This window comes from Methylobacterium brachiatum (genome assembly GCF_900113845.1).
Taxonomy (GTDB): Bacteria; Pseudomonadota; Alphaproteobacteria; order Rhizobiales; family Beijerinckiaceae; genus Methylobacterium; species Methylobacterium brachiatum.
This window is the reverse complement of the sequence record NZ_FOQW01000010.1, coordinates 212,321-237,952: the sequence shown is the minus strand read 5'-3', so window position 1 is coordinate 237,952 and position 25,632 is coordinate 212,321. Positions and strand designations below refer to the sequence as shown.

25 protein-coding genes are annotated in these 25,632 nt (G+C 71.2%); 13 read left to right on the top strand and 12 right to left on the bottom strand.

Annotated elements, in window-relative coordinates; genetic code table 11:
• Positions 1 to 56 precede the first annotated feature (56 nt).
• From htpG to lptB, 4 genes are all read left to right on the top strand, one after another.
• Positions 57 to 1,889, top strand: a complete 1,833-nt coding sequence (gene htpG, locus BMZ47_RS15320) for a molecular chaperone HtpG (protein ID WP_091863271.1) — start codon at positions 57 to 59, stop codon at positions 1,887 to 1,889.
• A 311-nt stretch (positions 1,890 to 2,200) separates the two neighbouring features.
• Entirely contained in the window at positions 2,201 to 2,920 is a 720-nt protein-coding gene (lptC, locus tag BMZ47_RS15315) for an LPS export ABC transporter periplasmic protein LptC (RefSeq protein ID WP_091863270.1), read from the top strand.
• A complete protein-coding gene (locus BMZ47_RS15310; RefSeq protein ID WP_091863269.1) occupies positions 2,917 to 3,585 on the top strand; it encodes an LptA/OstA family protein in 669 nt (222 codons plus the stop codon). The genes lptC and BMZ47_RS15310 overlap by 4 nt, the downstream gene beginning before the upstream one ends.
• Positions 3,582 to 4,442 (top strand): LPS export ABC transporter ATP-binding protein, encoded by an 861-nt coding sequence (lptB, locus tag BMZ47_RS15305; protein WP_007566282.1) that lies wholly within the window; start codon positions 3,582 to 3,584, stop codon positions 4,440 to 4,442. Before BMZ47_RS15310 ends, lptB begins: the two co-directional genes overlap by 4 nt.
• On the opposite strand, the gene BMZ47_RS15300 is transcribed toward lptB, so the two are convergent.
• Complete coding sequence (locus tag BMZ47_RS15300; RefSeq protein WP_091863309.1) at positions 4,439 to 5,641, bottom strand: MFS transporter; 1,203 nt, start codon at positions 5,639 to 5,641, stop codon at positions 4,439 to 4,441. The genes lptB and BMZ47_RS15300 overlap by 4 nt on opposite strands.
• Before the next feature lie 70 nt (positions 5,642 to 5,711).
• Here BMZ47_RS15300 and BMZ47_RS15295 point away from each other — a divergent pair, with 70 nt between their 5' ends.
• Both BMZ47_RS15295 and BMZ47_RS15290 read left to right on the top strand, forming a co-directional pair.
• The gene (locus tag BMZ47_RS15295; RefSeq protein ID WP_244536827.1) at positions 5,712 to 6,071 is read left to right on the top strand and encodes a DUF4258 domain-containing protein; all 360 of its coding nucleotides are present in this window, start codon (positions 5,712 to 5,714) and stop codon (positions 6,069 to 6,071) included.
• Complete coding sequence (locus BMZ47_RS15290; RefSeq protein ID WP_091863268.1) at positions 6,068 to 6,265, top strand: DUF2283 domain-containing protein; 198 nt, start codon at positions 6,068 to 6,070, stop codon at positions 6,263 to 6,265. Before BMZ47_RS15295 ends, BMZ47_RS15290 begins: the two co-directional genes overlap by 4 nt.
• A 66-nt stretch (positions 6,266 to 6,331) precedes the next feature.
• Here BMZ47_RS15290 and BMZ47_RS15285 read toward each other — a convergent pair whose 3' ends face one another.
• The gene (locus tag BMZ47_RS15285) at positions 6,332 to 7,483 is read right to left on the bottom strand and encodes a dimethylmenaquinone methyltransferase (protein ID WP_091863267.1); all 1,152 of its coding nucleotides are present in this window, start codon (positions 7,481 to 7,483) and stop codon (positions 6,332 to 6,334) included.
• 196 nt (positions 7,484 to 7,679) lie between these two features.
• Here BMZ47_RS15285 and BMZ47_RS15280 point away from each other — a divergent pair, with 196 nt between their 5' ends.
• Positions 7,680 to 8,993, top strand: coding sequence for an MFS transporter (locus tag BMZ47_RS15280; protein ID WP_091863266.1), 1,314 nt, complete (start codon positions 7,680 to 7,682; stop codon positions 8,991 to 8,993).
• A gap of 7 nt (positions 8,994 to 9,000) precedes the next feature.
• Here BMZ47_RS15280 and BMZ47_RS15275 read toward each other — a convergent pair whose 3' ends face one another.
• The 4 genes from BMZ47_RS15275 to BMZ47_RS15260 are packed head-to-tail and all read right to left on the bottom strand — an operon-like array spanning position 9,001 to position 13,928.
• Positions 9,001 to 10,128 carry a glycosyltransferase family 4 protein gene (locus BMZ47_RS15275; protein WP_091863265.1) on the bottom strand — a complete coding sequence of 376 codons (1,128 nt, stop codon included), beginning with the start codon at positions 10,126 to 10,128 and terminating at the stop codon, positions 9,001 to 9,003.
• Between the two features lies 1 nt (position 10,129).
• Entirely contained in the window at positions 10,130 to 11,497 is a 1,368-nt protein-coding gene (locus tag BMZ47_RS15270; RefSeq protein ID WP_091863264.1) for a right-handed parallel beta-helix repeat-containing protein, read from the bottom strand.
• An 11-nt stretch (positions 11,498 to 11,508) separates the two neighbouring features.
• Positions 11,509 to 12,450, bottom strand: a complete 942-nt coding sequence (locus tag BMZ47_RS15265) for a glycosyltransferase family 2 protein (RefSeq protein ID WP_091863263.1) — start codon at positions 12,448 to 12,450, stop codon at positions 11,509 to 11,511.
• Positions 12,447 to 13,928, bottom strand: coding sequence for a lipopolysaccharide biosynthesis protein (locus BMZ47_RS15260; protein WP_244536825.1), 1,482 nt, complete (start codon positions 13,926 to 13,928; stop codon positions 12,447 to 12,449). The genes BMZ47_RS15265 and BMZ47_RS15260 overlap by 4 nt, the downstream gene beginning before the upstream one ends.
• Positions 13,929 to 14,068: 140 nt before the next feature.
• Here BMZ47_RS15260 and BMZ47_RS15255 point away from each other — a divergent pair, with 140 nt between their 5' ends.
• Both BMZ47_RS15255 and BMZ47_RS15250 read left to right on the top strand, forming a co-directional pair.
• The gene (locus BMZ47_RS15255; RefSeq protein WP_007566300.1) at positions 14,069 to 14,680 is read left to right on the top strand and encodes a serine acetyltransferase; all 612 of its coding nucleotides are present in this window, start codon (positions 14,069 to 14,071) and stop codon (positions 14,678 to 14,680) included.
• 50 nt (positions 14,681 to 14,730) lie between these two features.
• Entirely contained in the window at positions 14,731 to 15,303 is a 573-nt protein-coding gene (locus tag BMZ47_RS15250) for a serine O-acetyltransferase (RefSeq protein WP_230366689.1), read from the top strand.
• A gap of 22 nt (positions 15,304 to 15,325) precedes the next feature.
• Here BMZ47_RS15250 and BMZ47_RS15245 read toward each other — a convergent pair whose 3' ends face one another.
• The gene (locus BMZ47_RS15245; protein WP_244536824.1) at positions 15,326 to 16,519 is read right to left on the bottom strand and encodes a DUF1972 domain-containing protein; all 1,194 of its coding nucleotides are present in this window, start codon (positions 16,517 to 16,519) and stop codon (positions 15,326 to 15,328) included.
• A 24-nt stretch (positions 16,520 to 16,543) separates the two neighbouring features.
• Here BMZ47_RS15245 and BMZ47_RS15240 point away from each other — a divergent pair, with 24 nt between their 5' ends.
• A complete protein-coding gene (locus tag BMZ47_RS15240; protein ID WP_091863260.1) occupies positions 16,544 to 17,281 on the top strand; it encodes a class I SAM-dependent methyltransferase in 738 nt (245 codons plus the stop codon).
• Between the two features lie 13 nt (positions 17,282 to 17,294).
• Here the strand turns inward: BMZ47_RS15240 and BMZ47_RS15235 are convergent, their stop codons facing one another.
• From BMZ47_RS15235 to BMZ47_RS15215, 5 genes are read right to left on the bottom strand one after another with little or no spacing between them, the layout of a single operon-like run.
• Positions 17,295 to 18,227: a glycosyltransferase family 2 protein gene (locus BMZ47_RS15235; RefSeq protein ID WP_091863259.1), complete on the bottom strand. Its 933-nt coding sequence runs from the start codon at positions 18,225 to 18,227 to the stop codon at positions 17,295 to 17,297.
• Positions 18,224 to 19,738 (bottom strand): O-antigen ligase family protein, encoded by a 1,515-nt coding sequence (locus BMZ47_RS15230; RefSeq protein ID WP_091863258.1) that lies wholly within the window; start codon positions 19,736 to 19,738, stop codon positions 18,224 to 18,226. Before BMZ47_RS15230 ends, BMZ47_RS15235 begins: the two co-directional genes overlap by 4 nt.
• Positions 19,735 to 20,373 carry a CpsD/CapB family tyrosine-protein kinase gene (locus BMZ47_RS15225; RefSeq protein WP_091863257.1) on the bottom strand — a complete coding sequence of 213 codons (639 nt, stop codon included), beginning with the start codon at positions 20,371 to 20,373 and terminating at the stop codon, positions 19,735 to 19,737. Before BMZ47_RS15225 ends, BMZ47_RS15230 begins: the two co-directional genes overlap by 4 nt.
• Positions 20,370 to 21,944, bottom strand: a complete 1,575-nt coding sequence (locus BMZ47_RS15220; RefSeq protein ID WP_091863256.1) for a Wzz/FepE/Etk N-terminal domain-containing protein — start codon at positions 21,942 to 21,944, stop codon at positions 20,370 to 20,372. The genes BMZ47_RS15225 and BMZ47_RS15220 overlap by 4 nt, the downstream gene beginning before the upstream one ends.
• Positions 21,941 to 23,113 (bottom strand): polysaccharide biosynthesis/export family protein, encoded by a 1,173-nt coding sequence (locus tag BMZ47_RS15215; RefSeq protein WP_091863255.1) that lies wholly within the window; start codon positions 23,111 to 23,113, stop codon positions 21,941 to 21,943. Before BMZ47_RS15215 ends, BMZ47_RS15220 begins: the two co-directional genes overlap by 4 nt.
• Positions 23,114 to 23,667: 554 nt before the next feature.
• Between BMZ47_RS15215 and BMZ47_RS15210 the strand changes: the two genes are divergently transcribed.
• The 3 genes from BMZ47_RS15210 to BMZ47_RS15200 all read left to right on the top strand — a co-directional run bounded on the left by BMZ47_RS15210 (position 23,668) and on the right by BMZ47_RS15200 (position 25,618).
• Entirely contained in the window at positions 23,668 to 24,771 is a 1,104-nt protein-coding gene (locus BMZ47_RS15210) for a helix-turn-helix transcriptional regulator (protein WP_091863254.1), read from the top strand.
• A 152-nt stretch (positions 24,772 to 24,923) separates the two neighbouring features.
• Positions 24,924 to 25,124 carry a hypothetical protein gene (locus tag BMZ47_RS15205; RefSeq protein WP_007566321.1) on the top strand — a complete coding sequence of 67 codons (201 nt, stop codon included), beginning with the start codon at positions 24,924 to 24,926 and terminating at the stop codon, positions 25,122 to 25,124.
• Between the two features lie 284 nt (positions 25,125 to 25,408).
• Positions 25,409 to 25,618, top strand: a complete 210-nt coding sequence (locus tag BMZ47_RS15200) for a hypothetical protein (RefSeq protein WP_007566324.1) — start codon at positions 25,409 to 25,411, stop codon at positions 25,616 to 25,618.
• Positions 25,619 to 25,632 lie beyond the last annotated feature (14 nt).

Here is a 25,632-nt window from a genome sequence, read left to right as displayed (position 1 = left end):
GGCTGGTCGCGCAGGCATATCCGCCCCGCATTTTCCCCTACGCGGAGGCATCACCCGTGAGCGAGACGATTGAGCGGCACGAGTTCGGGGCGGAGGTGGGGCGGCTCCTCGACCTCGTCGTGCACGCGCTCTATTCCGACCGCGAGATCTTCCTGCGCGAACTCGTCGCCAACGCCGCCGACGCCATGGATCGGCGCCGGTTCGAGGCCCTGACCTCGGCGGCGAGCGCCCTGCCGCCGGACGCCAAGGTCCGGATCGTGCCCGACAAGGAGGCGCGCACCCTGACCATCTCGGATGCCGGCATCGGCATGACCAAGGAGGATCTGGCGGCCAATCTCGGCACCATCGCCCGTTCCGGCACCCGGGCCTTCTCGCAGACCCTGGACGCGGCCAAGGCCGAGGACCGCCCGAGCCTGATCGGCCAGTTCGGCGTCGGCTTCTACTCGGCCTTCATGGTCGCCGACCGGGTCACGGTCACGTCCCGCCGGGCCGGCAGCGACGAGGCCTGGACCTGGGCGTCCGAGGGCCAGGGCAGCTACACGCTGGAGCCCGCCACCCGGGCCGAGCCCGGCACCGACATCGTGCTGCACCTCAAGGAGGATGCGGACGAGTACCTCGAACCCTACCGCCTCGATCACCTCGTACGGAAATGGGCCGACTTCATCACCGTCCCGATCGCCATCGTCCGCGACGGCAAGGACGAATCGGCCAACCAGGGCACCGCCCTCTGGCGGAAGCCCAAATCCGAGGTGACCGAGGAGCAGTACGAGGCGTTCTACCACGCCATCGGCATGAATTTCGACAAGCCCTGGGCGACGCTGCACTGGCGCGCCGAAGGCCAGCTCGAATTCTCCGCTTTGCTGTTCGTGCCCGGCGCGAAGCCGTTCCAGGCGCTGGAGAACGACCGGCAGAGCAAGGTCCGCCTGCATGTCCGCCGGATGTTCATCACCGACGAGGCCGAGCTGCTGCCGCCGTGGCTGCGCTTCGTCCAGGGTGTCGTGGACACCGAGGACCTGCCGCTCAACGTCTCCCGCGAGATGCTGCAATCGACGCCGGCCCTCGCCCGGATCCGCCGCGCGGTGACCGGCCGCGTCGTCTCCGAGCTGACCACCCGCGCCAAGGATGCCGAGAGCTACCAGACCTTCTGGGAAAACTTCGGCGCGGTGCTCAAGGAGGGCATCTACGAGGATTTCGAGCGCCGCGGCGAGATCGCGCCCCTGCTGCGTTTCCGCTCCTCCGCCGTGGAGGGCTGGACCTCGCTGCCGGACTACGTGTCCCGCATGAAGGACGGCCAGGATGCGATCTACTACCTCGTCGCCGACGATGCCGAGGCGCTGAAATCCTCTCCGCAGCTTGAGGGCTTCAAGGCCAGGGGCCTCGAGGTGCTGCTGCTCTCCGACCATGTCGACGCCTTCTGGCCCGACCAGCTCGGCAGCTTCGAGGACAAGCCGCTCAAGTCGATCACCAAGGGCGGCCTCGACCTGTCGAAATTCGCGCTCGCGGGCGAGCAGCCGGAGGCGCCGGAAGGCATCGACGCGTTCGTGGCCGCCGTGAAGACGGCTCTGGGCGCCGAGGTCTCGGACGTCCGGACCACCGACCGGCTGGTCGACTCGGCCGTGGTGCTCTCGGCCGGCAGCGCCGGCCCCGACCTGCAGATGCAGCGGCTGATGCGCCGCGCGGGCCGCGGCGCTGCCGCGCAGCCGGTGCTGGAGATCAACCCTCGCCACCCGTTGATCCGGGCGCTCGCCGCGGCGCCTGAATCGGACATCACCAAGGAGGCCGGCACGCTGCTCGACCTCGCCCGCATTCAGGACGGTGACAGCCCACGCGACCCGGCGGGGTTCGCCCGCACGATCGCGGCGGCCCTGGCGGCGGCCCGCGGCGCCTGACGCTGAGCGATTCGCTCCCTGGGATCGCGGCCGGGCCCCATGCGCTCGGGCCCGGCCGCGCTCGCGAAAACGGGGAGGCGCTTCGCACAGCGGACCTCTTCGCAGCCACGTTGCTGCAACAGGCGGGTGTGTGCTCACACACATCCGCGACGAAAGTTTCCGAGTTCGGTTGATCATTCCGAAACAGGCGAGCCATAACTTCGCCACCGGTCGGGGCCATCCCCCGATCGGAGGCGCGGGCGCGGTGGGGGCCGCAGGCGTCTGAGCCGATCCCTCTCGTGCGCGCGGCCTGCGCGCCTCACGGACGCTGCATGAACCCGGTCGAGGCTTCAGCCGGCAACGGACAGGCGGTCGCGGCGGCGCGCACGCGGGCTCATGCCCGGGCGTACCGCCACAGCGGCCGCGTGCGGACGATGCGCCGCCTCATCCCGGTCGCGGCCGGCGGCTCGGTCGCGCTGCTGCTCGCCTATCTGTTCAATCCCTTCGCGACGAACCTGCCGGGCGTCTCTCTTGGCCCGGTGACGGTGGCCGGCTCCAAGGTCCGCATGGAGAGCCCGCGGCTCGCGGGCTTCCGCCAGGGCAACCGCGGCTACGAGGTGACGGCCGATGCCGCCCTCCAGGATGTGCGCAAGCCGAGCCTGATCGAGCTGGAGCGGATGCGCGGGCATCTCGCCACCGACGACCAGGGCGGCATGGCCCGGCTCTCGGCCGCGTCCGGCCTGTTCGACACCGCCCGCGAGGCGCTCGACCTGAAGGACGACATCCGGATCTGGACCGACAAGGGCGAGGAGGCGCGCCTGCGCTCGGCCGCGGTGGTGTTCAAGACCGGCTCGGTGAGTTCCCAGGAACCGGTCACCGTCTCGACCCCGCGCGCCACCGTGAATGCCAACGCCCTCGACGTCGTCGAGAACGGCAAGCGGATCTCCTTCGTCGGGAACGTGCACGTCGTCATCGTCAACGACGACCCGGCCGACAAGGCGCCCCCGCGCATCCTGACCTCGAACGCCGAGCCGGCGGAAGGCAGCCGATGAGCGCGCGCGCAACGCTCTGTGCGGCCCTGGCCGTGGGCCTGGCATTCGCTGGCCCGGCCCTCGCCGAGAAGCCGGCGAAGAAGGATTCGCCCTTCGGCAATATCGGCGGCGGCGGCAAGGACCCGATCAAGATCGACGCCGACCGGCTCGACGTGTTCGACCGGGAGAACCGGGCGGTGTTCGTCGGCAACGTCGTGGCCGTGCAGGGCGAGAGCACGATCCGCTGCTCGACCATGACCGTCTACTACAAGCGCGGCAAGGACAGCGCGGCCAAGGATGCCGCGAGCAAGGATGCGTCCGCGGATGCGGGTGCCGAGGCACCGGCGCCGAAGAACCCGGCCGAGAACGGGATCCAGAAGGTCGATTGCGCCGGCCCGGTCACGGTGGTCCAGAAGGACCAGGTCGCCACCGGCGATCACGCGGTGTTCGACCAGGATGCCAAGCGCATCGTGCTCACCGGCAACGTCGTGCTGAGCCAGTGCCAGAACGTCACCCGCGGCCAGCGTCTGGTCTACGATATGGGCACCGGGCGGGCGAACATGGACCCGGTGGCCGGCGGGCGCGTCTCCGCCCTGTTCGTGCCCGGCGAGAAGGCCGACGCCAAGGATGGCAAGCCGAAGGGCTGCGCGCAGCCGCCGGTCAAGCCGCGGGCCCAGGTCAATTGAGCGGCGCGGTCGCGTTCCGGGCGGAGCCGCAGGATTCGGCGGCCCGCCCGACATGGCTCGGCCGCCTGTTCGGCCGGCGCGCCGATCCGCCCGTCGCGGATGCCGACGAGATTGCTGCGGCGGAGGAGGGCGGGCCCGGCATCCTCAGCGTGCGCGGCCTGCGCAAGAGCTACGGCGCCCGCACCGTCGTGCACGAGGCGGGGCTCACGGTCCGAACCGGCGAGGCGGTGGGGCTGCTCGGCCCCAACGGCGCCGGCAAGACCACGATCTTCTACATGATCACCGGGCTGGTGGCGGCCGACCGCGGCCACATCACCCTGGACGGCCTGCCGATCACCCATCTGCCGATGTACCAGCGGGCGCGGCTCGGGATCGGCTACCTGCCGCAGGAAGCCTCGATCTTCCGGGGGCTCACCGTCGAGGACAATATCCGCGCCGTGCTCGAAGTGGTCGAGCCGGATCGCAAGGAGCGGGCGCGCAAGCTCGATGCGCTGCTCGAAGAGTTCGACATCGCGCGCCTGCGCAAGTCGCCCTCGATCGCGCTGTCGGGCGGTGAGCGGCGGCGCTGCGAGATCGCCCGGGCGCTCGCCTCCTCGCCGACCTTCATGCTGCTCGACGAGCCCTTCGCCGGCATCGACCCGATCGCGGTGGGCGACATCCAGGATCTGGTGAAGCACCTCAAGCAGCGCGGCATCGGCGTGCTGATCACCGATCACAACGTGCGCGAGACGCTGGGCCTGATCGACCGCGCCTACATCGCCCATTCCGGCCGCATCCTCACCGAGGGCACGCCGGAGGAGATCGTGGCGAACCCCGATGCCCGCCGCCTGTATCTCGGCGAGGATTTCAGGCTCTAGCCCTCACCGGCCACGGGAAGTTCCGAGAGCCGGCTTGGCCGGCGGCGCACCAGCACCAGCAGCGCGATCATGGCCGCCCCGATACATGCGGCTGCGAGCATGAGAACGGCGGATGCGCCGAACCGGGTCAGCACAACCGCGAAAGTCGGTGGCGACAGGGCCGAGGCCAGGTTGAGTGGCAGCGCGATCCGGGATGCCGCCCGGGCGTAGGTCGCCCGGTCGAAGAAGACGAGCGGGATCGTCACCCGCGCCACCGCGAGGGCGCCGCTGCCCAGGCCGTAGAGCAGGATGAAGCCGCCGGCTGCCCAGGGGCTGCCATCGCCCGTCGCGAGAAGCAAGAGCCCCGCGAGGACGGAGAGTGCCGCGATCAGGCCGGTCGTCAGCCCGTCCCAGCGGCCGCCGCCGAGGAAATCCGCCGCGCGGGCGCCGATCTGGATCACCCCGAGGACGGAGCCGTAGCCGATCGCTTCCGAGCGGCTCAAGCCTTCCGCGATCAGCAACTCGACCAGGATGGCGCTGAACCCGAACCCGACGAAGGCGATGAGTGCGGTGCCGCCGGCGATCAGCCCGAGCGGACCGGTGCGGGGTGCCGGTTCGACCGGACGCGCGTTCCGCGGTGGATGCAGGGCGTCCCCGCTCGCACGGCGCGGCACGCCGTAGAGCGGCACGCAGACGAGCCACATCGCGCCGGCATAGACGAGGCACGTCCCCCGCCACCCATAAAGATCGCTCAGAAACGCCGTCGTCGGCCAGAACAGGCTGCTGGACAGGCCGGTCATGAGCATCAGCGCACCGATCGCCCGGCCGGCGGACCGGCCGACGCGTTCGGTGAGCAGGATATAGGGCGCGGTCGTCAGCGTGGCGCTCCCGGCTGCCCCGAGGATGATCCAGCCGACGAGATAGGTGCCGTAGCTCTGCGCGACCGCCAGGATGGCGAAGCCCGGGCCGGCCACGACACTCCCGGCCATCATCACCCGCCGCGCGCCGTATCGCTCGAAGGCCGGTGCCAGGAACGGGGCGCACAGGCCCATCATCGCGTAATGGACCGCGTTACCCGCAAAGACCGCGGCGACGTCCACCCCGAGATCGGCTGCGATCCGCAGGCCGACGATGGAGGTCAGGCTGACGCTGCCCCAGCCGACGATCTGCGCGATGGCGACGATGATCAGGACGCGAAGGGGCACGCGATCCGGACGCATGGATAACTCATCTTTGTCCCGGCCGCGAACGACTTGGGCCGACAGGAAGACCGGCATCGGCGACATGAGAATGTCGCTCCTGCGCGCCAGGATCGTCGACCCCGATGTTTGCAGCATCACCTTGGATGCCGACCCGCGACACCGGATGGTGGATGTGAGCCCGATCCGAATCCGATGGAGCGATCACGCCCTCGCGCGCATGCGCATGCGCGAGATCGAGGCAGCTTGGGTCGAGCGGACGATCCGTAATCCCGAGGTGATCGAACCCGATCCTAACCAACCCGGACGGGTTCGGGTCTTCGCGGCCGTGCCGGAGCGCGACGGGCGGATCTTACGCGTGGTATACGAGCCCCTGGAGGGCCACGAGATTGCGGTTGTGACGGCGCTCCTTGATCGGGGGCGCACCCGCCAGAGGAAACAGACCCGATGACATCCGAATACGATCCGACGGTCGACGCCCTCTACATCCGTCTCGCCGATGCGCATGTCGTCGAGAGTGAAGAGCTTCGCCCGGGCCTCATCGTCGACCTCGACGCCGAAGGGCGGATCGTCGGCGTCGAGATCCTGGACGCCAGCAAGCACGTCGCTCCCGGAGGCGACCTGGATCGTCTGCGCGCGGCCTGACCCCGGCCTGTTCCCACGACAGGGCTGTGAGTAGTCAGCTCGATAAGCGCCGAGCGTGGTCTAGCCTCAACCCTTCCAGTTCTTCAGCGCCGCGAACGGGCTGTCCGCCTCCGGCGGCTTGTCCGGGTTCAGCACCGGCTCGACCTGGGCGATCGCGTCCGTCATCGAGAAGGCCGAGCCGCTCTGGAGCCGGCCGCCGGCGGCATCGCGGTGGCCGCCGCCGCGGAACAGGCGGGCGCCGTCGAGCGCCGTGCCGTCGTTGGAGCGGAACGACAGCGTGCCCATCCGCTGCACGTTGACGACGCGCTTGGCCCGGCCTGCATCCATGATCAGGTCGGAGACCCGCTGGAACGTGCCCGAATCGAGGGCGAAGGACAGGAGCGTGCCGTCCTTGAGGGGGCGGAACAGGGCGTCCGAGCGGGCGAGCGCCCGGGCGAGCCGCATGCGCGTGGTCAGCGCCCGGTCGTCGTCCGGCGCGTCGCGCAGGAGGGTCTCGACCACGTCGGACCGGATCGCGAGGGCGCGCCGCTCGAGATCGGCCGGGGTCGCACCCTCGCGCAACGACACGGCGGCCGCCCGCAGCAGGCCGGACATGAAGGTCTCGTGCCAGGGATGGCCGACGGGCACGAAGCTCGACACGCTCTCCCAGAACAGCTCGTCGAGCGCCAGGCCCCCCGGGAAGTCGGGGCTGTCCTTGCGCCAGAGGTCAACCGCGTCGATCGCCGCCAGCAGGGCGGTGAGGTCGGTGTCGGGCTCGTGGGTGGCGAACAGGGCCCGGTGATCGAAGGCCATCCGGGTGGCGCAGACACTCTCGTCGATCAGCAGGGTGCAATCCGGATCGCCGAGGTCGATTCGGCTCAGGCCCGGCCGCTCGGGATCGGCCACGGGCTCCAGGCCTTGGCGGCGCAGCTGGTCCAGCGAGGAGGCGTGGTGGTCGAGGACCACGAGCCGGTGCTTCCGGCCGTCCTCACGGCGGCGGTTCATGGCGGCGAACTTCTTCAGGCCCGCGATGGTCTGCTCCTCGAGGCCGAGATCGGTCATGAGCAGGATCTCGCTCTCGCCCGCCCGGGCCAGGCGCTTGGTCTCGTCCTCGAAGACGGGGCCGACATCGCTGTAGCGCGGCACGTGGACGACGCGCTCGACCGCCGCGCAGGCGGAGGCGACCGTGGCGGCGCCGTAGCCGTCGAGGTCGTGGTGGGTGATCTGGATCAGGCGCACGCGGGACGGTCTCGGTCGGTGACGGGTCCGGGCGGTCTACGACGCCCGGCGCCGCGACGCGAGGGGGCCACCTGTTAGCCGGCAGCTTCCCCTGGCCGGCATTCGGTGCAGAATATCGGCGGGACACCGTGAGTCGCTGACGCGCGATCGGGCCCGAAGCACCGTGAAGAGTGCGCGTCAGCCCAGGGGGGAAACAGTGGCTCCAGTCGCAACGCCGCGCGTGAAGCGCATCCAGACGATCTCGCTCACCCTTCTGGTGACGGCCGGGGTGGTCAATTACGTCGATCGCGCCACCCTGGCGGTGGCCAATCCGCTGATCCGGCAGGATCTCGGCCTGTCGATTTCCGACATGGGCCTGCTCCTGTCGGCCTTCCTGTGGGCCTACGCCTTCGCGCAGCTGCCGGCCGGCGCCCTGTCCGACCGGCTGGGCCCGCGCCTGACCCTGACCCTCGGCTTGGGCTGCTGGTCGCTCGGCCAGATGCTCGGCGGTGTGGTGACCTCGTTCTGGCAGTTCGTGGGTGCGCGGATCGTGCTCGGCGTCGGCGAGGCGCCGCATTTTCCGACCTGCGCCCGGGTCTCGCGCGACTGGTTCAACATCCGTCAGCGCGGCACCGCCACCGGGATCTGGAACTGCGCGTCCTCGCTCGGCACCTTCCTGGCCCTGCCGCTGCTGACCTTCCTGATGGTGACGTTCGGCTGGCGGTCCATGTTCGTCATCATGGGCGCCGCCGGGCTGGTGCTGGCCGGCATCGTCTACCTGGTGTTCCGCAATCCCCCCGAGGTGGACCTGACCCCGGCCGAGCGCGCCTTCCTGGAGGAGGGCGACGCCCCCAACACCGACCGGCGCGTCACCTGGCACGCGTGGCAGCGGCTGTTCCACTACCGGACCAGCTGGGGCATGATCATGGGCTATTTCGGCTGCATCTACATGACCTGGCTCTACACGGCCTGGCTGCCGAGCTATCTCGAGATCGAGCGGCACTTCACCCTGCAGAAGACCGGCATCATCGGGGCGATCCCGTTCGCGTTCGGGGTGCTGGGCGGCATCCTCGGCGGGCGGATCGTCGACATCCTGGTCCGCCGCGGGATCGACCCGATCCGGAGCCGCAAGATCCCGATGGTCGTGGGCCTGCTGGCGACGGCGGCCTGCACCGTGGTGGCCGCGCTGACGCCGAGCGACACGCTGGCGATCGCGTGCATCTCGGCCTCGCTGTTCCTGGTCTATGTGAGCTCGTCGGCGGCCTGGGCGATGGCCTCCGTGGCGGCCCCGGCCAACTGCACCGCCTCGCTCGGCTCCATGCAGAATTTCGGCGGCTATATCGGCGGCGCCCTGGCGCCGATGATCACCGGCTTCATCGTCGGCGGGACGGGCCAGTTCTCGCTCGCCTTCATCACCGGCGCGGCGATCGCCGTGGTGGCGGCGATCGGATACTGGGTGCTGATCCAGGACCCGATCGCCGCCGAGACCCCGGCCGAGGCCTTCGCCGCCGGCCTCACCCCCGCCGAGTAGGCGGCGGTCAGCCGCGCATATGCGGCACCGGCGCGTGGAGATCGCGCGCCGGCCTGCGGGCCTGGAAATGCCGGCGCATCAGGTCGACGAAGGTCGCGGCCGGGCCGTCCCAATCGTGGCGGGCGGCGTGCGCCCGGGCGGCGCCGGCGTCGAAGGGCAGGCGGCCGTCGATCGCGGCGCCCATCAAGTCGGCCAGCCGCTCGACCCGGTCGGGGGCGTCCGGGTCGAAATAGCTCGCCGCGCTGCCCCCCGCCTCCGGGATCGCCGTCAGGCTCGACGCGATCACCGGCGTGCCCCGGGCGAGACTGTCGAGCACCGGGATGCCCCAGCCCTCGCCGCGGCTCGGGAAGACCAGGGCGGCGGCCCGGGTGTAGAGGTCGGACAGGCCGTTATCGTCGATGCCGGCGATGTGCACCGCGTCCGGGGTCCGGGTCAGCCGGTCGAGGGTCTCGGGCCGCTCGCCGTCGCCCTTGCCCACGACGATCAGCCGGGCCGCTCCCTCGGGCAGCCGCGCGAAGGCGTCGAGCACGAGGCCGAGATTCTTGCGCGGCTCCAGGCGGCCGACCATCAGCAGGTAGGGGCGCCCGTCCGCGAGCGGACTCCGTTCGGCGGAAGCCCGGGGCGGTGTCGAGCCGCAGCGCACCTCGGCGATCCGCTCGCGCTCGATGCCGTAGACCTTCGCGATGGAATCGCGGCTGTAGTCGGAGATGGTCAGGACCAGCTTGGCCCGCTTGGCCGAGAGGCGGGTCAGCACGCGGTTGCGCCAGCGCATCCGCCAGGAGAAGAATTCCGGGTGGGTCTCGAACAGGATGTCGTGGACCACCACGACCTGCCGGCTCCCCGGCACCAGCGGCGGGGCGATGTAGGTAGTCAGCAGGGTGTCGAGGCGGTCGCGGAAAACCAGCCACGGCCAGATCGCGAGCAGGCGCAGGCTCGCCGGCACCCGCGGCAGCCGCTTGTGCTCGATATTGGCGCCCGAGACGATGCGGGCGCAGGCCTCCGGGTCGTGGGAATAGACCAGGTAGGTCGCGTCCGGGTGGCGGGCGGCGGCCCGGCCGATGATGTTGACGAGCCAGGTGCGGCTGCCCTGGGGCTTGCCGGTGAGCACATGCGCGTCGATGCCGATGCGTAGCATGTTACGGGCTCCTGTAGGCGCCGAAGGTCGGGGCTTCGCCGGCCGCGTAGGCGCGCCCGGCGAGGTCGCGCGTCGCACCGAGCGGGATGCCGGCGCGGGCGGGGGGCGTGGTCAACGCGAGGCCGTTCGCGAGCGGTTTCGTCGGGTCGCGGAAGGCGGGGGTGCCGACGAGGTCGGGACCCTGGCCGTTCAGCGGCAGGGTCGCGCCGTCGCTGGTCGTGGTGGCGGCCCAGCGATAGAGCGGGGCGCCGACGCCGCTGCCGATGAAGTTCGGCCCGATCGCGTTGTTGTTGTCGGCGGTGGTCGCCTCGACCGCGATGGCCGCGATGCCGGGCCGGGTCGCGAAGGCGATGTTGTTGAGCACCCGGTTGCCCGCGGTGCGGTCGACCTGCTTGGTATAGTCGGAGGCCAGCACGATCTCGCCGCGATAGACGTGCTTGCCGCCGGAATCGCGCATGTTGCCGGTGACGGTGTTGTTCATCACCAGGTTCGAGCCGGCATCGAACAGGTTGATGCCGGCGCCGTCATTGTCGGTCGCCACGTTGAACGCGACGGTGTTGCCGTCGCACCATTGGTCGATCTGGATGCCGTTGCCGTCCTGGCCGGTGGTTTCCTTCTGGCCGGTGACGATGTTGTACCGGATGGTGTTGCGGTCGCCCGCGTCCTGGGCGGCGTCCTTGGCGTAGACGTGGATGCCCGAGGTGCCCGACATCCCGACGCCGTTGCCCGAGACCCGGTTGCCCTCGACCACGTAGCCGGAGCCGTTGATCTCCATCCCGTGGATGCCGTTGCCGGTCACGGTATTGGCCAGGATGAAGCTCGGATCCTCCGGCGGCACGTTGATCACGTCGACGGCGACGCCGTGGGTCTTGTTGTCGGCCAGCGTGTTGCCGGTGATGCGGTGACCGGCTCCCGCGCCGTCGCCGATCCAGATGCCGAGGCCGGATTTCGACACGGTCGAATCCGCAACCGTGACGTGGTGCGAGCCGCGGCGGATGATGAAGCCGGAATTGACCGCGCCTCGCACGGTCAGGCCGGTCACCGTGACGTAGGCGGCATTCTCGAACACCACCGAGTTTGACAGGACGGGCGTGGTCCCGGCCACCGCCGCCACGGTGACCGGCGCCTCGGCGCTGCCGCGGGCGCCGATCACCGCCACGTCGCCGTAGCTGCCGCCGCGGACCAGCACGGTGGAGCCGGGCGCGAGGCTCGCGAACGGGACATCGGCGAGCCGGGCCACCGTGCGGTAGCCGTCCATCGTGCCCCCCGCCGGGTCGACCAGGATGTTCTGCTGCGACTGGGCATCGGCCGCGCCGCAGGCGGCGAGCGCCGGCAGCAGCAGAGCCGCGACGAGGCTTCGAACGTGCATCCGCCGCCGCCTCACGCCGCCAGCGCCCGAGCGATGGCGAGCCGCTTCTGGCGCTGGAACAGCCGCCGCCAGATCGTGCGGCCGGCCTCCGGGCTGATCCGGGTCAGAGCCCGCGCCGCCATCTGCCAGCCGGGCAGGAGGGCGGTCGGCATCGCCAGATCGGCGACCCGATGGCGCGGCGAGGCGGCGAGCGGCGGCGGGCCGACGAGGCCCAGCCGGGTGAGGTCGGCGACCAGGTCCGGACGCTTGCGGTACCACAGCACCAAAGCCGCGCCCTCGCGCTCGGCGATGCGCAGATAGGCCGCCTCGTCGAGGAGGTGGTGGTGATAGGCCAAGGCTTCCGGAGCGTAGAACAGGTGCATGCCGCGCCGGGCGAGACGCTCGCCGAGCTCGATATCCTCGTGCCAGGTCAGCCGCGGGTCGAAGCCGCCGGCCTCGTCGAGCAGGCGGCGGTCGACGCTGACGTTGCAGGTCAGGAAGGCGTCCCAGCCGACCTCCACGCGCCCCGCGAGGGCGTCGTAGGACGCGTCGTGGTGCAGGGCCGAGAACGGCGAGAACGGCAGGGCCGGGTCGATGGTCATGCGCCCGAGGATCGCGGTCTCGCGCCCGCCCCGCTTGGCATGGGCGGCGCGATGCGCCGCGACGAGACCGGGGGACGGGATCGTGTCGTCGTTGACGATCAGCAGCCGCTCGCCCCTCGCGACCCCGATGGCATGGTTGCGGGCGGCGTTGGCCCCCTGGTTCTCCTGGCGCAGATGCACCACCGGAACGCGGCCCGCCGCCACCGCCCGGCTGATCACCGTGCCGGTCGCATCCGTGGAGCCGTCGTCGCAGACCACGATCTCGAACGGGACGTCGGTCGTCTGCCGATCGAAGGCCCGCAGGCACAGGCGCAGCGTATCGGCGCGGTTGTAGGTCGGGATGACGACCGAGAGCACGGGGACGTCGCTCATGACGAAGCTTCCGGGATCGACAGGGCAAGGGGATCGGTGGGCGGATCGGCGGGGGCGCGCCGGCGCAGGCACAGCCACGCGGCCGCCGCGGCGGAGAGGCCCGCGGCGGCCGGCACCGTGAGCGGCACGAGCGCCGCCGGGCCGGCGGCCCAGACGAGGGCCGTGACGAGGCCGGGCCCCAGCACGGTCGGTACGTCTGCCAGGGCCAGGGGCGGTCCCGCCTCCCGCCAGAAGGCGTGGGCGACCACCGCCAGCATCGCGACCTCGGCGAGGAGTGCGGCCCAGGCCGCGCCGAGCAACGGATCGAGGGGGATCAGCACCGCGCAGGCCGCCAGGTTCGTGGCGCAGGCCGCCGCGCTGCCGCGGACCGCGAAGCCGGTCCGGCCGAGCGGCACGAGCCCGGCGAACAGGACCGTGGCGGCGATCAGCAGGGCGCTCATGGCGGCCGCGATGCGCAGGACCGGCGCCGCGGCGGCGAAATCCGGTCCGAAGACGAAGCGGACCAGGGGCTCGGCGACGGCGCAGGCCGCCACGGTCCCGGCGATCGCTGTTGCGAGGATCAAAGTCAGCGCCGGGCGCACGCTGGCGCGGAGGCGGTCGGTGCCGGCTCGCGGCCGGCCTGCCTCGAGGGGCCCGACCGCGCGTCCGAAGACCGGCACGAGCGGGGCGCACAGGGTGATCGCCACCGCGGCGCCGAGCTCGAAGAACCGGAAGCCGGCGGTGAACTGACCGAGCTCGGCCGCGCCGGCCAGGGCCGCCAGCATGATCAGGCTGATGCGGCCGTTGAGCGAGCCGAGCGCGTTCGAGACGCCGACGCCCGCCGCGGCCCGAATGGTCGCCCAGCCATGCGCCACGGAGGCGGGGCGCACGGGTACGAGCCGGGCCGCCAGGACGAGGCCGACCGCGCCGTAGACGATGCCGGAGGTCACCGCGACGACGCTCAGCGCTGCCTCTGGCCATTGCAACCAAAGCGCGAGTGCCGTGCCACCGACCAGGGTTGCTGCGTTGGCCAGGGACGGCCAGACCGACCAGCCGGGCCGGCCGCAAACCTGGAACAGGGAATCGAGAAAGCGCGCGGCCGCCAGCGGCATCAGCACGGCCGCGAGCCCCAGGGCCGGCCGGATCTCAGCGGGCAGGAGCGGCAGGGCGCCGAGCAGCAGCGCCCCGGTGGTGACACCGAGGAGCAGGCGCGCCGAGATCATGCGGCCGAACTCGACCGCGCGCATCTCCGGCGCCCCGGCCCCGAGGCGCGCGCCGAAGGTCAGCGTCGTGCCGAAATCGGCGGCGATGAGCGCCACCGCCAGCACCGCCAGGGCGAGCCCGTAGCGGCCGAGCGCCTCCGGGCCGACAGCATGGCCGACCATCACGAAGGCGGCGAAGCCCGCGGCCAGATAGACGCCGCGCCCGGCGGCCTGCCCGAGCAGATTGGCGCCGTAGCGCAGGCCGCCGGTGCGACCCCGTCCACGCAATCGATTCACCAACCGGTACATCTCTCGGTGAAGCCCTGCTGAAATCCGCGACCTACGATTGCATCGTGGCAGGCTGCGTATGGCTTGCAACCGCATCTTCAATTTATGGTTGCAGAGATAGAGCGTCTGAGGAAACCGGAGGACTGCGTATGTCCGAGCGCGCCGAGACTGCAGCCCGAGGGATCCACCTCGCGGGCGCATCGGGATCCGCTGGGGAGCGACGGCCGAGCTGGGCGCAGATCCGCGCCGCCCTGGCGGCGGACCGCGCGCACTGGCATCGCCGGGGTCACGGCTCGGCGACCCTGCGCCGGGGCTATCACGCGGTCTGGCTCTACCGGCTGTCGCGCTACAGCCACGAACGCGGCTGGCGGATGGCGGCCTGGCTGCTGTGGCTGGTCAACGGCTGGTGGACCGGCGCCGACATCCCGCCCTCGAGCCGCATCGCCGGGGGGTTGTTCCTGCCCTATCCCCACGGTGCCGTCATCGCCGGGGCCGTGGGGCACGATGTGGCCTTCGGGCTCCAGGCCTCGATCGGCGGCCTGCTGAAGGAGCCCGATCAGGATATCGGCGGCGGTCCGGGCCTGCCGGTGCTGGGGGACGGCGTGGTGCTGGAGGCCGGCGCGATCGTGCTCGGCGCGGTGCTTGTCGCCGACCGGGCTCGGATCGGCCCGCGCACCATCATCCTCAAGGATGTCCAGATCGGCGAGACGGTGATGCCGCAGCCCTGGCGTCCCCTGCCGGGTCGCGGGGCCGCCGCGTGACCGGCGCCGCTTCGACCACAGAGGCGGGCGGCCCTCCCGCTGCGACCGGGTTGGCGGAGCTGCGTCGCCTCCTGGCGGCGGATTTCGCCCGCGTCCTGCGCCAGACAACCGGCGGCAAGCCGACCTCGCGGCTGCGCCGCCTGATGCACCTCACCCTGCCGGCGATGCAGGTCGCGATCTGCCACCGCACCGCCCATCTGCTCTACGGCCGCGGCTGGCGGCGCTCGGCTGCCCTGGTCTCCGACCTGTCGCTGCGGCTGACCGGCGCGAGCCTGCATCCGGGCTCGTCGATCGGTCCCGGCCTGTTCGTGCCGCATCCGGCCCGGGTGGTGTTCTGCGCCAGCGCGGGGACCGACCTGATCCTGCTACCCGGGACCCTCGTGGGTCCGCGGGACTGGGTGTTCCCCGGGCAGCCGTTTCCGGCGGACGCGCCGCGCCTCGGCGACGGGGTGGTGGTCGGCGCCCACGCCGCCATTCAGGGCGCGGTCACGGTCGGCGCCGGGGCGACGATCGGGATCGGCGTCTGCACCCTGCGGGACGTGCCGGCCGGCACCGTGACGATGCTGGCCCAGCGGCAGATCCGCAGCCTCCAGGCGGGGCCGGAGGGCGCCGATGCAGCCTAGCCCGGAACAGCCGGTCCGGCGCTCAGGCCGGCCCGTGCTCGTGCCGGCGCAGCGCCTCCCGGCCCCGGCGGGCGGCCCGCCGGGACGGGAGCTGGCGCCGGAGCACGTCCTCGTAGGCATCGAAGATGCCGCGCCAGCCGAAGGCGTCGGCGTGCCGCTCCCGGGAGGCTGCCGACAGGGCGTCGAGCCGGCTCGGCGCGGCGCGCACGAGGTTCAGGATGCCCCGGCGCAGCTCGGTCTCGTCGCCGAAATAGACCGCGCCGTCGCCCGCCACCCAGCGGTTGAACGGATTGTCGTGGGCGAGGATCGGGGAGCCGGCGCCGAGCGCCTCGACCAGCGACGGGTTCGTCCCGCCGACGGTGTGGCCGTGGATGTGGAAGCGGGCATGCAGCCGCAGGGCCGCCACCCGCTCGGCTTCGTAGATCGCGCCGGCGAAGATCACGTCGGGGCCGCCCGCGGCCTTCACGACCCGGTGGTAGGGATCGGACTCGATCAGCTTGCCGAGCACGACCAGAGGCAGGCCGGGGCGGATCTCGCTCCAGGCGCGCACGATCTGGAGCACGAGGTTCTCGGGCACCACCCGGGCGATCAGCAGCCCGTAATCGCGCGGGCGCACCTTCAGGTCGGCCAGCGGGGCGGTCGATGCCTCCAGCACCGGGTCGGCGCCGTACGCGATGGTGGTGATCCGCTTCGCCGAGGTGTTGCGGGCGAGGTGCCGGGCGATCTCCGGATGGTCGGCGACCAGATGCGTGGAGAACAGGCTGCCGAGGCGCTCGTTCAGCCAGAACCACGCCTTGGCGGGCTTCGACCACCGGTCGCGCTTCCACTCGATCCCGTCCATGTTCATCACGCTGCGCTTGCCCGTGAGCCGGTACAGGATCGAGAACGCGGCGGTGTTGTAGCCGAGGACCAGCGGCAGGGCCGGCCGGAACGCCGCCTTCAGCGTGCATTTCAGGTCGAACACGATGGTCGCGAAGGCGCCGTCGCCGCGGACCGCCACCGGGATCAGCGCGATGCCGCGCCAGACGCTCGGCGGGGTCGGTTTGCCGACCTGGCAATAGACCTCGACCCGCCAGCCCCGCTCGACGAGCTCCAGCGCCAGGCGTTCGGCCAGCGTCTCGAATCCCCCATGCGCGGCCGGCACGCCGCGGGTGCCGAGGATCGCCACGGCCGGACGCCCGTCCGGCTCGCCCCCCTTCACAACCACCGCGCGCACCGCGCCGTCAGAGGAGCCTGAAGAATGGTCACCGTCGAACAGCGCCTGTTCCGGGAGATGGGCGCCGGGGGTTATTCCCGGCAGGACCACCGGATGGAGTACATCGTCCGCGTCAACGCGCTGCTCCGGCCGGATATGCGGGTGATGGAGTTCGGGGCCGGGCGCGGCAAGTGGAGCGATGACCCGGTTCCACTGCGCCGGCACCTCGGCGACTTCCGCGGGCGCTGCGCCCACGTCATGGCCTGCGACGTGGACGAGGCGGTCCTCGAGAACAAGTCGGCCGACGAGGTTCGGCTGATCGGTCACGACGGGATCCTTCCATTCCCGGACGCGAGCTTCGACCTGATCTCGGCGTTCTCGGTCCTCGAACATATCGAGCATCCCGAGGTCACCGCGTCCGAGCTCGGCCGGGTCCTCGCCCCGGGGGGCTGGCTCTGCGCCTGGACGCCCAATCGCTGGGGCTATGTCGGGGTCGGCGCGCGGCTCATCCCGAAGCGGCTGCACGCGCAGGTCCTGCGCTGGGTCGAGCCGCGGCGGGTCGAGATCGACTCGTTCGTGCCGCTCTACACGATGAACACGGAGGCGGCGCGGAAGCGGCTTTTCCCAACTGATCGGTTCGAGCACTTCACCTACAGTTTTGACGGGCAGCCGTTCTATCATGGCGAGAACATCGTCCTGGGCAAGTTCTGGGAGCTGCTGTTCCGGCTGACGCCGGGTCCGTTGAAGGGCTATCACATGGTCTTCATCCGCAAGAAGGCTTGATGCCGGTGTGAAGTCAGCTTCGAAGACTGCGCAGGTGGGCGGAGAACCTGCGCATGTCTTCGGCCTTCCGGGCCAGTTCCGGCTGCCGTTTCAGCCGGCCGGCGAGCCCGTAGGCCAGTGCCCGCAGGGTGAAGCCGAGTTGCAGCGGGCCCGAGAAGAAGGCCGGCGAGGACAGGAGCCGGCCAGCATTGCGCAGGCGGTAGATTCCGGCCAGCCCGTCGAGCCACCGGGCCGAGCGCGTGCCCGCCGATCCGCCTTGGAGATGGACGACCGCGATCCCCGGCAGGTAGGCGACCCGCCAGCCGGCATCGCGCAGCCGGCAGCCCCAGTCGACATCCTCGCCGTAGAGGAACATCGGGCTCTCCAAGCCGCCGATCGTCTCGATCGCCGCCCGGCGCATCAGCACGAAGGCGCCGCAGACCCAGTCCACGTCGAGGGCGGCGCGACCTCTGGCCTGTCGGCTCGCCAGGTAGAGGCCGCGCAGGCCGAAGCGCCCGGACAGCCCCGCGGCATGGACCAGGGTCGAGAGCGGGCGCGGCTCGTAGCCGGCATCGCCGACCTGGTGCCGGCCGTCCGGGAAGGTCAGCCGGGGCCCGACCGCGCCGACATCCGGATGCGCGTCGAGATGGGCCAGCGCTGTAGCCAGCGCCTCCGGGTCGCGCAGGAACGCGTCGGGGTTGAGCAGCAGGATCGTGTCGCCTTGTGCCGCCGCCAGGGCCACGGCGTTGCCGCCCGCGAAGCCGTGGTTGGTCCGCTCCGCGATCAGCCGCACCCAGGGGAAGCCGCGGGCGACCCGCTCCGGCGTCCCGTCGGACGACGCGTTGTCGACCAGGATCACCTCGTAGGGACGGTCGATTCGGCTGGCCGCGAGGAGCTGCAGGCAGGTCTCGATATCGGCGCCGGCGTTGTAGGTGACGATCAGGACGCTGAGGCGGATGCCGCTCATGGTCCGTATCCTTCCCGATACCGTTCGGCCGCAGCCCGTCTCTGCGCCGCCCGCACGCCCGCGATCAGGCCGAGGCCGGTGTAGAGGAGCTCGGCGATGCCGAGATTCAGGCGGAAGCCCGGGTCGACGAGCCCGTGCAGGAGATGGGCGATCAACCCGATCGCGCACGCGGCCGCGATGGCGGCGAGGGGATCCCCCACCGGCGCGCGCCAGGCCGCCCGGAAACCCCGGACGATGCCGACCAGGAAGACCAGGGCGAAGGCCGCGTAGCCGACGATCCCGACCTCGGTGAGGATCAGGATGTGCAGGTTGTGCACCACGTGGTTCGAGCGGTCGAACAGGCCGGTGAGGCGGGACAGGCCGGTCTGGTCGAGCACCGCGAATTGATTGCCGAAATTGTTCAGCCCGACGCCGAAGATCGGGAATTGCGCGAACAGCGCCAGGGCAGCCGCGTTGAGCGGCCCGCGCTGGGCCGCCGAGCCGCCATCGTCCGCGGTCAGGCGCTCCCAGACCAGCGGCCCGGCATAGATCGCGCCGATCCCGGCCACCACGACGAGCAGCGCGAACACGATCAGGCTCGCCCGGGAGAACAGCCGGTCCCGGTAGACCAGCAGGATCACCAGGGCGGCCGAGAGCGGGTAGGTCAGCCAGGAGGCGCGCGACAGGGTCAGCACCACGCCGACGACGGCCGAGCCCGCTCCGGCCGCCCCGACGAGGCGCAGGAGCTTTGGGCCCCGCGACAGGGCGAGGGCCAGGGCGAGCGGCCAGACGAACTCGTAATAGTAGCCGAGGATGTTCGGGTGGACCTTCAGCCCGCCGGCCCGGCGCTGCGCGGTGAAGTTGATGTTCTCCTCGACGATCTGCTCCTCGCCGAGCACCGAGAGGCCGAGTTCGGAGCCGGAGACGTATTGCAGCCCCGCCACCGCGGTCTGCACCAGGCACAGGGCGCAGATCGCCAGGGCCAGGGTGCGGATATCGGTGCCCGACAGGTTCGAGACCGCGACCGAGACCAGGAGGAGGCCGAGGAATCGCCAGGCATCGAACCACAGATAGGCGGTGTCGGTGGCATTGCTGAGGGAGAGCAGGCCGGCGATCAGGAATCCGAGCTGGGTCAGCACGAGCGGCCGGTCGAGGCGCAGGCCGGGGACGCGCTCGCCGATGCCGGTCAGCTTGGATAGGATCAGCGTCAGCGCCACCAGGAGGGCGACGCTGACCGTCAGCCCGGCCCCGCCGCCGATGCTCGGCAGGTATTGGCCGACCGCCTCGAAATGCTGGAAGAAGCTGACATCGAGCTTCACCGTCAGGCCGACCGCCAGGGCGACGAGCAGCAGGGGCGTCAGGCGGTACCGCTGTCCGGCGATCAGGGCGCCGACCCCGCCGAAGGCCGCCGCCAGACCGACGACCGCGAATTTCAGCGGCGCCGCGCTCAGCGCCACCGCACCCGCCGCCGCGGCGAGGCCGAGCCCGGCGACCGGCAGGGCACGGAGCGCGCGAAGCGGGGCGCCGCTCATCCGAGCCACCGGTACAGCCATTTCGGGATCGGCCGCCGGGTGCCGTTGAGGACGATGCCGAGCGGTGCGCCGCCGGCGGCCTTGAGGTCGGCCAGCGCCCGCTGCGCCACGGCGCGCCGGGTGCGCTCGGCGCCGATCACCACGACGAACCCGTCCACGAAGGGCGAGAGCGCCGCGGCGTCGCCGATCTCGGTGATCGGCTCACAATCCAGGATCGCGAGGTCGAAGCGCTCGTCGACCAGTGCCAGGAAATCCTCGACCCGGCCGTCCTCCAGGGTCGCCCGCCGGATCGCCGCCGGGTTGCCGGCCGGCACGACGCTGAGGCCATCGGCCACCGGGTGGACCCCCAGGCTCGGCGCGACATCGCCCGCGATGATGTCGGCAAAGCCCGGCCGGCCGACGAGGCCGAAGGCGTCCGCGAGGGACGGCCGCGACCAGTTCGCCTCGATCAGCGCGGCGGTGCGGCCGCGCCGGGCATAGGCGCCGGCAAGCTCGCGGGCGAGCGTGCTCACCCCCTCGCCGGGCTGGACCGCGGTGATCCCGACCCGGCGGAGCCGGGTCTCGTGGCGGCTGAGCTGGACGAGTGCCGGCTCGAGCACGGCCGGGTCGATCATCGGGGCATGGGCGGCGATCATGCGACGGCTCCACCGAAACGCGGCCGCCGCTCGGCGCTCGTGCGCAGCGGAACCGCCGCCAGGACCGGCACGCGCAGCGAGCGCGCGACCTCGGACGGGCTGCGATAGGTCTGGGCGAGGATCTCCGCGAGCGCCACGTAGGCCAGGGCGGCGAGCAGCCCGAGCCCGGCCGCCAGGCCGAGGATCAGCGGGCGGTTCGGGCCGGAGGGCAGCCGCGGGGGCACGGCGCGCGCCACCAGCGCGGAGGAGGTCACGGCCTGCGCGTCGAGCCCGGTGCCGGTGCGCAGGGCGTCGATCCGCTTCTGGGTGTCGGTGATCTCGTCGGTGAGCAGGCCCTTCTGTTGCACGAGCCGGCCATAGGCCAGGGCCGCGTCGCTCTGGCCGATGGCGGCCTTGCGGCGGCTGGCCTCGATCCCCGTGATGGTCTGGATCTTCTCCGCCAGCACCGCGAGGCGGGCCGTGTCGGCGGCGATCAGCGCCTGGTACTTCTGCCGGGTCAGGGCGGTGAGATCCCGGTCGAGGCTCACGAATTCCGGCGCGGTCGGCCGGAACCGAACGGCGAGCTCGGCCCGCTTGGTCCGGAGATCGGCCCAGCGCGTGTCGAAGGCCGCCACCGTCGGGTCGGCGTCGGGGGGCGTCGGCTGCCAGCGGTCGGGGCCGGTCTCGCGGGTGCGCTTGAGCCGGGACTCGACGCCCTCGCGCTCGATCTGGGCCGCCGACTTCTGGCGGGCGAGGTCCGAGAGGGTGCCGAGATCGTTCTGCTGCTCGATCTCGAAGCTCGCGGTGTTGTTGCCCTTCAGGGATTTCGCCAGCTGCGTGTCGATGGTGGCGAGGTCGGCCTGCGCCCGCTCCAGCTTGCTCTGGTAGAAGGCCGCCGGGGTCTCGTCGGCGTACACCTCGACGTGGCGGCGCTTGTAGGCGTCGAGGAGCCGGTTCAGCGCCTGGGCCGCGAAGGTCGGGTCGGTCCAGGTGAAGCCGGTCAGGATCACGTCCGTCTCCTTGACGAACACCACCTTGAACGAGGCGAGATAGGCCTCGAACAGCTTCTCGTCCGGGCTGAGATGGCGCAGCAGGCCGAGCGCCTCGAAGGGGATGCGGACCGTGTCGACCACCCAGGTCTTGACCGCCTTGGCCCCGCGCATGGCGACGCGGCCCTGGTAGATCAGCCAATCCATCCACTCCTCGGGGGGCGGCCCGAGATCGCCGACCGGGGTGATCGCCTTCAGGGCCGCGAACTCGCCGCGCACGATGCTCGGGTCGCGCAGGATCTCGACCTCGTTGTTCACGTTCTGCGCGCGCTCGGAGAACATGTAGTTCTGGTTGGCGCCGCCCTGGACCGGGGCGGCGGCCTTCTCGCGGCCGAGACGGATGATCAGCTTGGCGTCGGCCGTGTATTCGGCCGGCGTCAGCAGCAGGTAGATGCCGGCACCGAGGATCGCGGCCGCCAGGATCAGCAGCGCCGGCCGGATGTGCCGGAACAGGGCCGCCAGGGCGTCGCGGAGATCGAAGGCGCTATCCGCGACGGCGTCGGGCGCGGTCCGGTCGAAGCGGGACAGGTCGGACTTCGTCACGTCCCGGACCTCACGGTGGCGCTGGTGGAGGTGTTGGCGGACGGGCCGGTGATGTAGTTCACCCCGAAGCCGGTGCCGTTGAAGAGCAGGATCTGGCGGACCACGAGGTCGACGGCGCGGGCGGTCTTGGCCAGCAGCGAGGGCGGCACGTAGACCGTGGCGTTCGGCGGCACGATGATCGTGTCGGCGAGCCCCGGCTGGCCGATATCGACGATGCGGACGCTGCCCGCGGCTTCGGCGTCGAACCGGATGATCCGCACCGCGTCGCCCGCGGCGGTCGGCAGGATGCCGCCGGCCGAGCCCAGGACCTGCGCCAGGGTGCGGGCGCCCTGGAGGGTGACGGGACCCGGGGCCCGGACCTCGCCGAACACCATGGTGTTGGCCGGCACCAGGCTCGCGAGCCGCACGCTCGTGCTCACCGTGGCGAGCTGGCGGTGGTAGGCCGCCGTGAGGTTGCCGGCGAGCTCAGCTACGGTCTTGCCGGCGGCCTGGACGGGGGGCACCATCGGCAGGTTGATCTTGCCGTCCGGCTCGATCGCCAGCACCTTCACGCGGCCCATATCGGCCCGCTGGGTGAGCTCGCGGAAATCATCGGTCACGGTGCGGAACTTGCGCAGCATGATCGTGACGACCGGGTCGATCAGCACGTCGTCGTAGGTGCTCTTGATCAGCGCGGCCGCGGCCTCGGGCGACAGCCCGGCGACCTTGATGCCGTTCTTGCCCGGCAGCGAGATCCGGCCGTCCGGGCGCACCAGCACCGTACGGTTGTATTCCGGGTGGGTGCGGAAATCGACGTCGAATTCGTCGCTCGGGTTGAGCCGATAGGTCGGCTGGACCACGCTCGAGTCGATCAGGAACGACACTTCGAGGTTGTCGCCGACATTGAGCCGGTAATTGGCCAGGCCCAGGCGCATGGTGCGCCCGACCTCCTCCTGGGCGGCCGCCACCACGGCGGGCGGGAGACCGTCGGGGATCGAGCCGGTCTGCGTCACGTCCGGGCCGGACCGCGCGGATGACGGCGACTTGCCGGACATGCAGCCGGTCAGCAACGGGGCGCAGGTCAGGACCGCCAGCGCGGCGGTGCGACCTCGCGGATGATCCGCGATGCTGGATGCCCGGGAGACGCGCCGGGTCGCCGCGGCAAGGAACGCAGACAGGAAAAACGCCATCGACCTTCAGCCGCACCATGCTCGACTGCGCCCGTCCGATGACAACCCGTGATCGAACCGCGCAGAGCGATACAATCGACGGGTTTGGTTAACGACGCTTGAACCCGGCCCGCCAGAACTCTATCAGAAGTTGTGAAGGCGGCCCTGTGGCAAAATGCGGAGTCGCAGAGCGCGGCTGCCGCAGCCGGAGGGACCGCATCGGGCGCCGCGACGTCGCTTCGGCGATGCCCGCACAACCCCCAGAATAGCGATTGCGGTTGCGCCCCCGCCGCGCCTCCAGAAACCGCTCCGCCAAAGCGTCGCGGATCTCGCTGACGGGCGGCTCGCGCGCGGAATGCCGCTGCGCCGAAATCAACATTCGACGCAGCCGCGGATTTTGCGGTGAACTGTCGATCGCGCGGGTTTCGCAATCTACAGCGCTAGCTCTTCAAGTGCTTGCTTGCGATTGATGGTTTGATTAGCTGGGGTATCGAGCGAATCGCCGCCGATATGCTGATGAGGCCGGGGCGATGCGGTCCTGATCGCCGGTATCCGCCGGCCCGGAGTCGAGCGCCATGCCCGGCCTGAATCCCGCGCTGTTCGCCCGCCTCCACGACGACCTGGAGGCGGGCTTTCAGGAGGATCTGGAGGAGGCGGTGGTCGATCCGGCGCGCTGGCCGGACCTGATCGAGCGGGTCTCGCTGGCCTCCGGAAGCGAAGGCGCGCTGCTTCTGCGGACCGATCGGACGGCGCTGAATGCGCTCACCACGGCGTCGCTCGCCGAGTCGTCGAAGCGCTATTTCGAGGAAGGCTGGCACCGGGAGGATCATCGGTTCCGCGGCCTGCCGATGATGCGCGCCCGGGGCATCGCGGTCGACCAGGATTTCACCACACCCGACGAGATCGCGCGGCTGCCGTTCTATCAGGACCTACTCGCCTCCAGCGGCCTGCGCTGGTTCGCCGGGGTCGGCTTCGAGGTGAAGGGGCGGCTCTGGTGCCTGGCGCTCCAGAGGACGGTGGCGCAGGGTCTGTACGAACCGCACGAGCAGGCGCGCCTCGCCACCCTGTCGCCGCTGCTGCGGCGCGCGGGCCTTCTCACCGCGATGATCGAACAGGCGCGGCTCGCCGGACTGGCCGAGGCCTTCGACGTGATCGCGCGCGCCGCCATGATCCTCGATTCCGAGGGCCGCGCCCTGCGCTGGAACGCCGCGTTCGGGGCCCTGTTCGGTCCCGACCTGAAGCTCGCGGGCGGCCGCCTCGCCGTCGAGGAGGGTGAGGCCGCCCGGCAGCTCGAGGCGCTGTCGCGACCATCCGGCCGGGCGCCGATTTCCGCGATCGTGGTGGCGCGCCGCGACGCCGCGCCGATCGCAATCCATGTCGTGCCGCTCGTCGGCCCGACCCGCGGCCTGTTCGCGGGCGCAAGCACCTTGCTGATCGCCAGCGTTCCAGGGAGCGCGCCGGTCCCCGCGGCCACCATCCTTCAGACCGCGTATCGCCTGACCCCCGCGGAAGCGCGCCTCGCTCAGACCCTGTCCGGCGGCCTCACCCTGGCCGAGGCGGCGAGCCGCTTCGCGATCACCGCCGCCACCGCGCGGTCGCAGCTGAAGGCGATCTTCGCCAAGACCGGCGCGACCCGGCAATCGGATCTGATCCGGCTGGTCACCGGGCTCGCCCGCTAGAGTCACGCGATCGATCGGGATGCGGATGCCGGCGGGATCCCACGGCCCGGCGCGATCCAGGCATCGCCGCACCCTGCGGTACGGCGGCGGAGCGCCGGGGGAACGTGTCGGGTCGTGCAGCCGTTTGCAGGGACACGAATGGAGTGAACACGATGACCTATCGGATCGCACTGGCCTCCGCGCTGACCATCGGCGCTCTCGTCGTCGGCGCGCCCGCCGAGGCGAAGGGCTGTCTCAAGGGGGCGGTGGTCGGCGGTGTTGCCGGTCACATGGCCGGGCACGGCAAGATGGGCGCCGCCGCCGGCTGCGCCGTGGGTCATCACCGGGCCAACAAGAAGGACAAGCAGGGCTGATCGCGCCGTCCGATCCACCGCTCGCGCCGCATCCGGCGGGGGCGGTCATCCGAGACGACGCACGGCCTCGTGAAGCCGGGTCCCCGATCGGGGCCCGGCTTCACGCATTTTAAAAGCCGGTGTTTCGCTCACCGAGACCGACCGAGGCCGATCAGGGAGCGGGGGCGGGGCCGCATCGGGCCGAACCCTTGACCCTTCATTGGAGTTGTTCTAATTAACAACTGTGAGCAGGCGGCCAGCCTTTTCGGTCGCCTCCGAAGCCTTCACGACGACGGAGAGATACGATGACCGGTACCGCGAACGCCGCCTGCGAGAGCTGCCGCTTCTTCGACGATCACAAGCTCAACGGCGCCCAGGCGCAGGGCGACGAGGGTCTCTGCCGCTTCAACCCGCCGGTCAGCCAGCCGGCCCCGCAGTCGAAGGGTCTGTGGCCGGTGGTCGCGTCCCAGGATTGGTGCGGCCACTTCACCGCCGAGATGACCGCCGCCGAGTAATCGGAGCAGGCCAC

Excerpts from the sequence above, each read along its gene's own strand:
- lptC (WP_091863270.1), top strand. The coding sequence starts at position 2,201 with ATGAACCCGGTCGAGGCTTCAGCCGGCAACGGACAGGCGGTCGCGGCG.
- BMZ47_RS15310 (WP_091863269.1), top strand. The coding sequence starts at position 2,917 with ATGAGCGCGCGCGCAACGCTCTGTGCGGCCCTGGCCGTGGGCCTGGCA.
- BMZ47_RS15300 (WP_091863309.1), bottom strand. The coding sequence starts at position 5,641 with ATGCGTCCGGATCGCGTGCCCCTTCGCGTCCTGATCATCGTCGCCATC.
- BMZ47_RS15295 (WP_244536827.1), top strand. The coding sequence starts at position 5,712 with ATGTCGCTCCTGCGCGCCAGGATCGTCGACCCCGATGTTTGCAGCATC.
- BMZ47_RS15290 (WP_091863268.1), top strand. The coding sequence starts at position 6,068 with ATGACATCCGAATACGATCCGACGGTCGACGCCCTCTACATCCGTCTC.
- BMZ47_RS15275 (WP_091863265.1), bottom strand. The coding sequence starts at position 10,128 with ATGCTACGCATCGGCATCGACGCGCATGTGCTCACCGGCAAGCCCCAG.
- BMZ47_RS15270 (WP_091863264.1), bottom strand. The coding sequence starts at position 11,497 with ATGCACGTTCGAAGCCTCGTCGCGGCTCTGCTGCTGCCGGCGCTCGCC.
- BMZ47_RS15265 (WP_091863263.1), bottom strand. The coding sequence starts at position 12,450 with ATGAGCGACGTCCCCGTGCTCTCGGTCGTCATCCCGACCTACAACCGC.
- BMZ47_RS15255 (WP_007566300.1), top strand. The coding sequence starts at position 14,069 with ATGTCCGAGCGCGCCGAGACTGCAGCCCGAGGGATCCACCTCGCGGGC.
- BMZ47_RS15240 (WP_091863260.1), top strand. The coding sequence starts at position 16,544 with ATGGTCACCGTCGAACAGCGCCTGTTCCGGGAGATGGGCGCCGGGGGT.
- BMZ47_RS15235 (WP_091863259.1), bottom strand. The coding sequence starts at position 18,227 with ATGAGCGGCATCCGCCTCAGCGTCCTGATCGTCACCTACAACGCCGGC.
- BMZ47_RS15230 (WP_091863258.1), bottom strand. The coding sequence starts at position 19,738 with ATGAGCGGCGCCCCGCTTCGCGCGCTCCGTGCCCTGCCGGTCGCCGGG.
- BMZ47_RS15225 (WP_091863257.1), bottom strand. The coding sequence starts at position 20,373 with ATGATCGCCGCCCATGCCCCGATGATCGACCCGGCCGTGCTCGAGCCG.
- BMZ47_RS15215 (WP_091863255.1), bottom strand. The coding sequence starts at position 23,113 with ATGGCGTTTTTCCTGTCTGCGTTCCTTGCCGCGGCGACCCGGCGCGTC.
- BMZ47_RS15210 (WP_091863254.1), top strand. The coding sequence starts at position 23,668 with ATGCCCGGCCTGAATCCCGCGCTGTTCGCCCGCCTCCACGACGACCTG.
- BMZ47_RS15205 (WP_007566321.1), top strand. The coding sequence starts at position 24,924 with ATGACCTATCGGATCGCACTGGCCTCCGCGCTGACCATCGGCGCTCTC.
- BMZ47_RS15200 (WP_007566324.1), top strand. The coding sequence starts at position 25,409 with ATGACCGGTACCGCGAACGCCGCCTGCGAGAGCTGCCGCTTCTTCGAC.